Origin of the sequence: Chromobacterium sp. ASV23 (genome assembly GCF_016428945.1) — a bacterium.
GTDB classification, from domain to species: domain Bacteria; phylum Pseudomonadota; class Gammaproteobacteria; order Burkholderiales; family Chromobacteriaceae; genus Chromobacterium; species Chromobacterium sinusclupearum.
Window position 1 is genome coordinate 1 of sequence record NZ_JAELTR010000156.1, and the last position, 584, is coordinate 584.

General features: G+C 43.0%; 2 protein-coding genes. Both read left to right on the plus strand.

The features are described from left to right. The coding region (locus JHD59_RS22050; protein ID WP_199155844.1) for an Hpt domain-containing protein at positions 1-198 on the plus strand (198 nt) is incomplete at its 5' end. A gap of 57 nt (positions 199-255) precedes the next feature. After that, the coding region (locus JHD59_RS22945; RefSeq protein WP_233164469.1) for a hypothetical protein at positions 256-584 on the plus strand (329 nt) is incomplete at its 3' end.

Consider the following 584-nt stretch of genomic DNA (forward strand, 5'->3'; position numbering starts at 1 on the left):
GTGGAAAATGGGGACGTAAATGCAGCATTTCATCACATTCATAGAATTAAGGGGGCTGCACGTACAATGGAAGTTGAGAGTATCTTTAGTGTGGCATCTGAGTTAGAGCATGCTCTTCTGAATAAATCAGGCAATCTCAATGCGCTACTTCAGAGATTAAGGAAGGTATTAAGTGAGTTTTCACCACCATTTTGTTGATTGGTAGCAGATGCAGAAGTTCACTATGATTAGGAAGTAAATAGCATTGGGGGTGGCATGTTTAAACCTTTCTCACTGCTTGACTGGTTGCCTGGTGAGACACTTTTCAGTTTGGTCAGTCGACTGCATTTTTTCTGGGGGACTAATTCCATCAGTAAAACTTCCCATATCCTATTTGACTCTCCTCATGCGTGTTGTCTCCATGATTTCCCTGATCGACTTTCTTGCTTTGCACTTAAGACAAATGGCCTATTAGGGGATGATTACGAACTTGGGGGTGAGCATACCTTGCTCCGTTTCTACCGCACTTTTATGTCAGAGAAGGAGTATCTGTTTGCCTTGGGTGAGTTGTCTTCGACTCGAGGCGGAGCACTTAAATATAAGCT